This window comes from Kosakonia sp. N21, assembly GCF_050587465.1.
Classification (GTDB): Bacteria; Pseudomonadota; Gammaproteobacteria; order Enterobacterales; family Enterobacteriaceae.
Map to the genome: position 1 here is coordinate 77619 of NZ_JBOBHR010000006.1, position 10416 is coordinate 88034.

Annotated in this window: 10 protein-coding genes; 6 read left to right on the forward strand and 4 right to left on the reverse strand. The window is 55.8% G+C overall.

All coding sequences use genetic code 11. The annotated features are described in order from the left end of the window. Positions 1 to 66: 66 nt before the first annotated feature. Positions 67 to 393 (reverse strand): cupin domain-containing protein, encoded by a 327-nt coding sequence (locus ACQ3G7_RS15595; RefSeq protein WP_061493307.1) that lies wholly within the window; start codon positions 391 to 393, stop codon positions 67 to 69. A gap of 148 nt (positions 394 to 541) precedes the next feature. Between ACQ3G7_RS15595 and ACQ3G7_RS15600 the strand changes: the two genes are divergently transcribed. Further along, entirely contained in the window at positions 542 to 1234 is a 693-nt protein-coding gene (locus tag ACQ3G7_RS15600) for an aspartate/glutamate racemase (protein WP_430890501.1), read from the forward strand. Here ACQ3G7_RS15600 and ACQ3G7_RS15605 read toward each other — a convergent pair. Then, positions 1231 to 2157, reverse strand: coding sequence for a LysR family transcriptional regulator (locus ACQ3G7_RS15605; RefSeq protein WP_430890676.1), 927 nt, complete (start codon positions 2155 to 2157; stop codon positions 1231 to 1233). The genes ACQ3G7_RS15600 and ACQ3G7_RS15605 overlap by 4 nt on opposite strands. A 119-nt stretch (positions 2158 to 2276) precedes the next feature. Here ACQ3G7_RS15605 and lysA point away from each other — a divergent pair, with 119 nt between their 5' ends. After that, a complete protein-coding gene (lysA, locus tag ACQ3G7_RS15610) occupies positions 2277 to 3539 on the forward strand; it encodes a diaminopimelate decarboxylase (RefSeq protein ID WP_430890502.1) in 1263 nt (420 codons plus the stop codon). Here the strand turns inward: lysA and ACQ3G7_RS15615 are convergent. After that, entirely contained in the window at positions 3536 to 4540 is a 1005-nt protein-coding gene (locus tag ACQ3G7_RS15615; protein ID WP_430890677.1) for a LacI family DNA-binding transcriptional regulator, read from the reverse strand. The genes lysA and ACQ3G7_RS15615 overlap by 4 nt on opposite strands. A gap of 243 nt (positions 4541 to 4783) precedes the next feature. On the opposite strand from ACQ3G7_RS15615, the gene ACQ3G7_RS15620 reads away from it, so the two are divergent. Genes ACQ3G7_RS15620 through ACQ3G7_RS15635 form a run of 4 tightly spaced genes read left to right on the forward strand, consistent with a single transcriptional unit; the run spans position 4784 to position 8798 of the window. Then, positions 4784 to 6112 (forward strand): PTS sugar transporter subunit IIC, encoded by a 1329-nt coding sequence (locus tag ACQ3G7_RS15620; protein WP_061493312.1) that lies wholly within the window; start codon positions 4784 to 4786, stop codon positions 6110 to 6112. A 7-nt stretch (positions 6113 to 6119) separates the two neighbouring features. Continuing rightward, entirely contained in the window at positions 6120 to 7547 is a 1428-nt protein-coding gene (locus ACQ3G7_RS15625) for a glycoside hydrolase family 1 protein (protein ID WP_430890503.1), read from the forward strand. A 31-nt stretch (positions 7548 to 7578) separates the two neighbouring features. Continuing rightward, positions 7579 to 8352, forward strand: coding sequence for a GntR family transcriptional regulator (locus ACQ3G7_RS15630; RefSeq protein WP_430890504.1), 774 nt, complete (start codon positions 7579 to 7581; stop codon positions 8350 to 8352). Then, positions 8349 to 8798, forward strand: coding sequence for a GNAT family N-acetyltransferase (locus ACQ3G7_RS15635; RefSeq protein ID WP_430890505.1), 450 nt, complete (start codon positions 8349 to 8351; stop codon positions 8796 to 8798). The genes ACQ3G7_RS15630 and ACQ3G7_RS15635 overlap by 4 nt, the downstream gene beginning before the upstream one ends. A gap of 46 nt (positions 8799 to 8844) precedes the next feature. Here ACQ3G7_RS15635 and galR read toward each other — a convergent pair whose 3' ends face one another. Further along, on the reverse strand, positions 8845 to 9852 hold the full coding sequence (gene galR / locus ACQ3G7_RS15640) for an HTH-type transcriptional regulator GalR (RefSeq protein ID WP_430890506.1): 1008 nt from the start codon (positions 9850 to 9852) through the stop codon (positions 8845 to 8847). Positions 9853 to 10416 lie beyond the last annotated feature (564 nt).

Here is a 10416-nt window from a genome sequence, read left to right on the forward strand (position 1 = left end):
GAAACAAAATGAAAACGCCCTCAGCAGAGAGGGCGTTAACCGGGGGGCTCAATAACGTGCTCGGGATCACGCTTTCAAAAAGTCTTCGCGTACCGGCGTGAACGTATCCAGCAACGTACCGGCTTTCAGACACACGCAGCCGTGCATAATGTGCGGTTGCTTATAAAGAGTATCGCCTGCCGTGACGATATGTTTCTCATCACCGATGGTAAATTCGAATTCACCGGATAAGACATAAGTGAGTTGTTCATGAGGATGGTTATGCATCGGGCCGATGGCGCCTTGTTCAAACATGACCTCGACGGCCATCATTTTGCCGTCATGGGCCAGAATACGGCGGGTAACACCATTGCCCAGATCGTCAAGCTGAGTGTCTTTATGAAAAATAAACATCTGGCTGTCCTGTGGTTGAGTAATAAGATGAAACGATGTTTCAAAATAATTTATCTCAGCGGCAGGCAAAAATAAACGTGAGGCCAGAGAAGTTGAAAGTCGATCACAACTTTGGTTGACTGAGTGCACTAACCCACGGAGACAAACGATGAAAACGATAGGATTGCTGGGCGGCATGAGCTGGGAATCGACCGTTCCCTACTACCGCCTGATTAATGAGGGTGTCAAAGCCCGCCTGGGTGGTTTGCACTCCGCGAGCATACTTCTGCACAGCGTGGATTTTCATGAGATTGAAGCCTGTCAGGCCACGGCGCAATGGCACAAAGCCGGGGAAATTCTTGCCCAGGCGGCGGCAGGGCTGGAGCAGGCGGGCGCGCAGGCGATTGTGCTGTGCACCAACACCATGCACAAAGTGGCGGGGCAAATCGAGGAGCGCTGCAATATTCCCTTTCTGCACATTGCCGATGCCACTGGCCGGGCAATTGAAAACGCCGGGTTGAGCAATATCGCGCTGCTCGGCACGCGCTACACCATGGAGCAGGATTTCTATCGCGGGCGACTGGAAAAACAGTTCGGCATCAAAACCCGCGTACCGGGTCCGGAAGATCGCGAACGCGTCAATGAAATCATCTTCGAACAACTGTGCCTCGGCACCTTCACCGACGAGTCGCGTTACTACTTTTTGAATTTGATCAAACAGTTGGCAGCGGAAGGGGCAGAGGGGGTGATTTTTGGCTGTACCGAAATCGGTCTGCTGCTGCCGGAGACGCACTGCCCGATCAGGGTCTTTGACACCGCGGCGCTCCATGCCGCCGACGCCGTTGAATTTATGCTCTCTTAAACGGACCCGAGCATCGCCGCCAGCGGTTGGGTTACCCGCGGCATGGCGGTCTGCAAGTGCTGTGCAAACGCGTTGACCAGCGCGGAAGCAGGGCGATGCAGAGGGCGGATCAGGCTGACAGTAAAAGGAACATCAATACTGAAGCGGCGTACGGCAACGCCGCTGGCGGCGTAATCGAGCGCCGTTAACGGGTTCACGACCGAAATGCCGACCCCGGCGCGCACCATCGCGCAAACTGACGCGGCGCTGTGGGTCTCCAGTACCATGCGGCGCTTCACCTGATGTTCGTTGAATAGCGTATCCAGCAGTTGTCGGTAGCTGTCGGTACGCGACAAACTGATGTAGTTCTCGGTGTGAAAATCCGCTGGCGTTAGCACGCTTTTACGCGCCAGTGGATGATCCTGCGGCATCACGCATACTTCATTACAGGTTAGCAGCGGCGTACGTTCCGTACCGGCAGGTGTGGTCAGTGTTTCCGTTAACCCCAAATCATGGCGCTGCGCCGACAACCACTCCTCCAGCAATGGCGACTCCTGCGGCACGATATTCAGGCTGACATCCGGGTAACGGGCGAGAAAGGGCTGTAACAGCAGCGGTAAAAAGGATTGCGAAAAGACCGGCAGGCAGGCGACCGACAGTTCGCCCTGGCGGAATTCGCGCAGGCTTTCGGCGGCGCTGACAATTCTGTCCAGCCCGTACCACGAGCGCTGTACCTCTTCAAATAGCCGCAGCCCCTGCACCGTAGGGTGCAGGCGTCCACGCGTGCGCTCAAACAGGGTTAATCCCAGCACTTTTTCAAACCGCGCCAGCTCGCGGCTCACTGTCGGTTGCGAGGTGTGCAGCAGTGCGGCGGCTTCGGTGAGGTTGCCGGTGGTCATCACCGCGTGAAAAATTTCGATATGGCGCAGGTTAACAGCGGGCATGGCGGTATCCGGTTGTTGAAGGTATTCCATATCATTTTTGCATAGACTCGCGATAAAACGATATTTTTTATTCTCTTCGCCGTGTGGCGTAATCATAAAAAATATTGACGGAGTCCATCATGCCACGCCCATTGCACCAGACTGAGACTGACCTTAACGCTGCCAACCTGCTGAGACTGCCTGCCGAATTCGGTTGCCCGGTGTGGGTCTACGATGCGCAAATCATTCGCGCGCAAATTGCCAAACTGCGTGACTTCGACGTGGTGCGCTTCGCGCAGAAGGCCTGCTCAAACATCCATATTTTGCGGTTGATGCGTGAGCAGGGCGTCAAAGTGGATTCGGTATCGCTGGGCGAAATTGAGCGTGCGCTGGCGGCGGGCTACGATCCCAAAACACATCCGGATGACATTGTTTTCACCGCGGACGTGATTGATGACGCGACGCTGGCGCGTGTCAGCGAACTGGGGATTGCGGTCAACGCCGGTTCGGTGGATATGCTGGAACAACTGGGCGCGGTATCGCCGGGGCATCGTGTCTGGCTGCGCGTTAACCCGGGTTTTGGTCACGGTCACAGCCAGAAAACCAATACCGGTGGTGAAAACAGTAAACACGGCATCTGGTACAGCGATCTGGCTGCGGCGCTGGCGGTGATGCAGCGTTACCAGTTGCAGCTGGCGGGCATTCATATGCACATCGGTTCCGGTGTGGATTATGGTCATCTGGAGCAGGTATGCGGTGCGATGGTGCGCCAGGTGGTGGATTTCGGCCAGGATCTGCCGGCGATTTCCGCAGGCGGCGGTCTCTCTATTCCGTATCATGAAGGGGAAGCACAGGTCGATACCGCGCACTATTTCGGTTTGTGGAATGCGGCGCGTGAGCAGATCGCCCGGCATCTTGGGCATGCGGTGAAACTGGAGATCGAACCGGGGCGTTTCCTGGTGGCGGAGTCCGGCGTGTTGGTTTCACAGGTGCGCAGCGTGAAAACGATGGGTAGCCGCCACTTTGTGCTGATCGACGCCGGTTTTAACGACCTGATGCGCCCGGCAATGTATGGCAGCTATCACCACATTACCGCGCTGGCGGCAGATGGCCGGGACCTGCGAAATGCCGCTCTGATTGACACCGTAGTGGCGGGGCCGCTGTGCGAATCCGGTGACGTCTTTACCCAGCAAGAGGGTGGTAAAGTGGAAACCCGCGCGCTGCCTGAGGTTGCGCCGGGCGACTATCTGGTGCTGCATGATACCGGCGCGTACGGCGCATCGATGTCGTCGAACTACAACAGCCGCCCGCTACTGCCGGAAGTGCTGTTTGATAACGGTGTGGCGCGACTGATTCGTCGCCGTCAGACCATTGAAGAACTGCTCGCGCTGGAGCAGTGCTAAGCGGCAATATACGGCCCCGTCGCCACCGACTCGCGCAACACCAGCGTGCCGGTAAACGGCGGGATCGCATCGACCGTCGCCTTGTTGGCCAGCCTGATCGCCTGATCAATCGCTGTGGTGATCATGGTGTCGATAGGCAGATAGACCGTTGACAGCCCCGGCTCCAGCCAGCGTGCGCTGGGGGCGTCATCGAAGCCGAACAGGGAAATATCCTGTGGAATCTGCAAACCTGCCTGCCAGATAGCCTTGGAAGCCCCCAGCGCCATATCGTCGTTACAGGCGAACAGGGCGCTGATCCGGACACCTTCCTGCAACATTTCCCGACACAGTTCATAGCCGCGCGTCATGGTGGAGTCACCGTATTTTACTTTTGCCGGATCCCAGTCGATCCCATGGTGTTCCAGCGCCTTGCGATAGCCCATCAACCGGGCTTTGCCGGTGGGGGTATGCATCGGAACGGTAATACAGGCTATTTCGCGGTGCCCCTGGCGTATCAGGTAATCCACCGCCTGAAAAGCCGCATCCTGTTGTTCAAAGAACACGCATTTATCGTGCGCCTGCACCACTTCGCGGTTAATGACGACAAGTGGCATCGGCACGCTGTCGATCAGTTGCAGGATCGCGTTTTCACTCATAAAGCGGGTGTAGAGAATAATGGCGTCGCAGCGACGATCGGCCAGCATCTGCACCGCCAGCTCTTCCCGTTCCGGTGTGTCGTGCCCGTCGGTCACGATCAACTGTTTGCCATGCCGTTCCGCCTGGCGGGAGGCCTGTTGCAGCAGACGGCCAAAATAGAAGCCGTCAAAGCTGGAGACCACCAGACCGATGCTATTGCTGGTGCGGTTCGCCAGCGAACGGGCAAGGAAATTAGGCCGGTAGCCCAGCTCTTCCATCGCCTTAAAGACCTGGTTGCGGGTGCTCTCTTTTACCTGGCCTGTGTTGTTGAGAACGCGGGACACCGTCGCTTTCGACACACCCGCGCGCAGTGAGACTTCCAGCATTGTGACCATGACGGGCTCTCGTTTCGCGTAATGAAACGCAGTTTACCACACTCGTTAAAAAGCCCTGATAAATGCAAGGTGGTATGCCAATGCGGACTATCGTCTCGTTTTGGAATACCAGAAGCGGCGTTGCGAGGCGGGTCACAGAACTTTTCTCCATCCATGACTATTTTTGGTATGCCAAATGGGATTTAGCTGTATCCCGGTTTCGATAAAAAAACCCCTTTACTGAGGTGTTAACACATGGCCCTACAAGACAAACTCATCGATTCTCTGGGTAGTTTTGCCACAAAATTCAACAGCTATCGCTATATCATGGCGATCAAATCGTCGTTTATTACCCTGATGCCGGTGATCATCGTCGGCGCGTTTTCCGTGCTGATCTCCAATATGGTGCTGGATCCGAAAAACGGACTCGCCAGTTTTCAGGCACTGTCGTTTCTGGCGGCGCTGAAACCCATTACCAGCGCCATCAACTACGCCACGCTGAACTTTCTCAACATTGGCGCGGTGTTTTTAATCGGTATCGAGCTGGGGCGTATTAACGGCATCAAGTCGCTGTTTCCTGGCCTGCTGGCGGTGATCTGCTTTATTTGCGTTACGCCAACCACCGTTGAGATGCTGGTGGACGGGCAGATGCACGTGGTGAAAGATGTGCTGCTGCGCCAGTTCTCCGACACCCGTAGCCTGTTCCTTGGCATGTTTATCGCCATTTTGTCGGTGGAGATCTACTGCTGGCTGGAAAACCGTGAAGGGCTGAAGATCAAAATGCCGGATACGGTGCCGCCAAATGTCTCCGCGTCCTTCTCAGCGCTGATCCCGGCGATCATCACCACCACGGTGATTGCCACTTTCGGTTTTGCCTTTCAGAAAGTAACCGGCATGTATCTGTACGATGCCGTTTACCAGGTGGTGCAACAGCCGCTGGAGCGCGTCGTGCAGAGTCTGCCGGGGATCCTGCTGCTGATGTTTGTCGCGCAGTTGTTCTGGGTTATTGGTATTCACGGCAACCAGATGATCAAACCGATTCGCGAACCGCTGCTGCTGGGGGCGATCACCGTCAATATGAGCGCGTTTGAGCAGGGTAAAGAGGTGCCGAATATCATCACCATGCCGTTCTGGGATGTGTATATGAGCATCGGCGGCTCCGGGTTGACCATCGGTCTGCTGATTGCGGTGATGATTGCCACCAAACGCAAAGAGATGAAAGAGATCGCGAAGCTCTCCATCGGGCCAGGGATCTTCAATATTAACGAACCGGTGATATTCGGCATGCCGATCATGCTAAACCCGATCCTCGCCATCCCGTTTATTATCACGCCGCTGGTGACCGGCTCGATTGGCTATTTCGCCACCGTGACGGGGTTTGCCGGCAAAGCCGTGGTGATGGTGCCCTGGACGACGCCGCCTCTGATCAACGCCTGGCTCTCTACCGCCGGTTCGATGGGCGCGGTGGTGACGCAACTGATCTGCATTATTACCGCCGTTGTTATTTACTTGCCGTTTGTGAAAATTGCCTCCCGCCGCGCAGAGCAGGCGCAGTTGCAGGCAGAAACGCCGTCTAACGCCTGAGGAAGCCATGAGCACGAAAACCATCGCCATACCACCGTCGTTTATCCTCGGCGCCGCCGCGTCGGCCTGGCAAACCGAAGGCTGGATCGACAAACGGGAGGGGCAGGATTCCTGGCCCGATCTCTGGTACAAAAACGATCGTCATGTCTGGCATGAGGGCTATGGTCCGGCGGTGGCAACCAACTTTTACCAGCGTTTTCGCGAAGATGTGCAACTGATGAAGCAGGCGGGGTTGACCCACTACCGCACGTCGATCAACTGGTCGCGCTTTCTGACCGATTACGAACAGGGTGTGGTGGATGAAACCTACGCGGCTTATTACGACGCACTGTTCGATGAGATGCAGCGCAATGGCATTGTGCCGATGATCTGCCTTGAGCATTACGAACTACCCGGTTATCTGCTGGAAACGTATGGCGGCTGGGCGTCGAAAAAAGTGGTGGAGTTGTATCTGCTGTATGCAGAAAAGGTGTTCGCGCGTTTTCATCATAAAGTGACGCGCTGGTTTACCTTTAATGAGCCGATCGTGGTGCAAACCCGCGTTTACCTTGATGCGCTGCGCTGGCCGTATGAACAAAACACCGGAACCTGGATGCAGTGGAATCACCACAAAAATCTGGCGACGGCAAAGGTGGTTAAGCTGTTCCGCGAAAAGGGCTACACCGGTACGGTGGGCTGTATCCTCAACCCGGAAGTGACCTATCCGCGCTCCCGTGCGCCGCACGACGTGCTGGCCGCAGAGCGTTACGACCTGTTCTATAACCGCGTCTTTCTCGATCTGATGGTCAAAGGCCACTATCCGCCGGAGCTGTTTGCGCTGCTGGAGAAACACCAGGTCGCCTGGGATTACAGCGAAGAAGAGCTGGCGCTCATCCGCGATAACACCGTCGATGAGCTGGGGATTAATCTCTACTATCCGCACCGGGTCAAAGCGCCGTCCCGCGCCTGGCATCCGGAAACCCCTTTCCACCCGGCATATTATTATGAGCCGTTTGAATTGCCGGGGCGGCGGATGAACAAATCCCGTGGCTGGGAGATCCTGCCCTCCATTATTTATGACATGGCGATGCGCATTAAAAACGAGTACGGCAATATTCCGTGGTTTGTCGCCGAAAGCGGTATGGGCGTGGAGAACGAAGAGCAGTTCCGCAATGCGCAAGGGATGATCGAAGATGATTATCGCATTGCGTTTATCAGCGAGCATTTGTGGCAAACTCTGCGCGCGCGGGAAGATGGCGCGAACTGTCTGGGCTACATGTTGTGGGCGTTCACCGATAATGTCTCGCCAATGAATGCCTTCAAGAACCGCTACGGGTTAGTGGAGATTGATCTGCAAAACAACCGCGATCGCCGGGCGAAGAAGTCCTTGTCGTGGTATCGCCGGTTAAGCGATGAGCGTCAGTTGACCCTCACCCTTGATGATGACGTAAAATAGAACGCAATAACTGAAAAGCGCAGGTGATATTGTGGAGAAGGCCGTCGTCCCGCCGGAGAAAAAACAGTACCAGGAGATTGGCGAAGATTTACGTGAGCAAATCATCAACGGGCATTACCCTGTTGGCTCGCGTTTGCCGCCGGAGCGCAATATCGCCGAAAAGTATGGCGTCAGCCGCACTATTGTTCGCGAAGCCTTACTGATGCTGGAACTGCAAGGCACGGTGGATATTCGCCAGGGCTCGGGCGTGTATGTGATGCGCATTCCGCAGGAGCATGAAAATGAGGAAGAGCGCTTTTTAAGTAGCGATGTTGGCCCGTTTGAGATTTTGCAGGCGCGCCAACTGCTGGAAAGTAATATCGCCGCTTTCGCCGCGAAAATGGCCACCCGGGCGGATATCGATAATCTGCGGCGCATTCTCGAGCAAGAGCAGCGCGCCATCGCCATGAATGACACCTCGCAGGATAACAGCAAGATGTTCCATCTGGTGCTGGCGGGCGCATCGCAAAACCAGATGCTGCTGGCGACGGTGGAAAGCATCTGGCACCACATGGACAGCAGCCCGCTGTGGCAACAATTTAATGTGCATATTGCCAGCCGCCCGTATCGCCTGAAATGGCTAGGCGATCGCCAGACGTTGCTGGCGGCACTGCGCCGCCGCGATGTGATGGGGGCGTGGCAGGCAATGTGGCAACATCTGGAAAATGTAAAAAAGAGTCTGCTGGAGCTGTCCGACGAGGATGCGCCGGATTTTGACGGCTATCTTTTTGAATCCGTGCCGATTTTTCAGGGAAAATTACTGTGACGATCGTTCCGTTGTACGACGCCCCGCACCATGCGAAGCAGGTCACCGAATGGCTGTGGCGTGAGTTTGGCGATTCGCTGCCGCGTGATTTTTTCGCCAGTATTATTCAGCACAGCCAGACGCCGGGGCAGTTACCGCTGACCTTTGTGTTGCTCGACGGGGATGAGTTACTGGCGACGGTGGGGTTGTGGCGCTGCGATCTGATCAGCCGCCAGGATCTGTTCCCGTGGCTGGCGGCGCTGTATGTGAAAGAGCGCGCGCGCGGGCAGGGACTGGCGGGGCAGCTACAGCGCCATGTCATGCAACAGGCCAAAGCCATGGGCTTCAGCCAGTTGCATCTTTACTCCGCCTGCCGCGACTTTTACGAGCGTTACGGCTGGCATTACATTGGCGATGCGCTCGACTACCCCAACACCACCGTTCATCTTTATCGCATTGCGTTGTGATATTTACCTGGCTTTCAGGCCGGGTAGCGCACAATTAACACGAGAGTCAGCTTTCCAGTGGTGTAATCACCGAATGGCGGCGCACCAGCGTCGGGTTAAACAGGTGGGTGACATCGGGTAATGGCTGATTAGACGCCAGCGCCAGCGCTAATTCAGCGGCTTGCGTCGCCATTGTGATAATCGGGTAGCGCACGGTCGTCAGGCGTGGGCGCACATAGCGCGACACCAGCACGTCATCAAAACCAATCAGCGAAATTTCACGCGGCACGTCGATGCCGTTATCGTTCAGCACGCCCATCGCCCCTGCCGCCATTGAATCGTTATAACAGGCTACGGCGGTAAAGTTTCTGCCGCGCCCCAACAGTTCGGTCATCGCCTGTTCACCGCCGCTCTCATCGGGTTCAGCAAAGGTTACCAGTCTCTCGTTGCACGGCAGGCCGTGCTCTTTCAGTGCGTCGTAGTAACCTTGCAACCGATCTTCGGCATCGGAAATGGCGTGGTTCGAACAGAGATAGCCAATCCGCGTATGGCCCTGCTGGATCAGATGGCGGGTCGCCAGCCAGGCGCCGTAGCGATCGTCCAGCGCCACACAACGCTGCTCAAAGCCCGGCAGGATACGGTTGATTAACACCATGCCCGGCATCTGCTTCATCAACGACGCCAGCTCGTCATCGGGGATGATTTTGGCGTGCACCACCAGCGCAGCGCAGCGATGGCGGATCAACTGCTCAATCGCTTTACGCTCTTTCTCTTCGTTATGGTAGCCATTGCCAATCAGCAGAAAATTGCCGGTGGCGGAGGCCACCTGTTCGACCGCTTTCACCATCGCGCCAAAAAAGGGATCGGACACATCGCCCACCACCAGGCCGACGGTTTCTGTCGACTGTTGCGCCAGCGCGCGGGCGTTGGCATTGGGATGGTAATTGAGGGAATCCATCGCATTTTGCACCGCCAGACGCGAGGCTTCGCTCGCTTTTGGCGAGTCGTTAATGACGCGGGAAACCGTTGCTACGGAGACGCCCGCCAGCCGAGCGACATCTTTGATGGTCGCCATGATGCACCGTCCTTAGAGGTAAGCGTTTACACACCGGGTAGTGTTACGGAAAAGGGAGGGCTAATCAAGGATGTTGCCGGACGGGAACGTGCAAACGTGAAGTGACGCGTGGCAAGCAGGTGAAAACGTTACACATAAAAGTTTTACCGATTAATACAGCTAAAACCTTTAGTTACACTTTGCGAAAGGCTGTTTCGATTGTCTGCTGGTGGCGCTATACCCCACGTGACAAAGTAGGGATCCCAGAGGTATTGATAGGTGAAGGCAACCCTCGGGGTTGCACACTCGAATTACACCAACCTGCGCAGATGCGCAGGTTTTTTTTTGCTTTTTTCCGGGGTGTTACAGGAATCGATGATAGACATACCTGGTTTCACTTCGGCTCACTCTCTTGCTTTTTCCCGCTGGTAACGCGCGGTACCCCACGCCACAATCAAGATCCCAGAGGTATTGATTGGTGAAGTATTCGGTACACTCTTCGTACTTATTTATTGCACCAACCTGCGCGGACGCGCAGGTTTTTTTTCGCCCGCGTTTTCCCTCCTTCGCTTCTCGTGTAATCTG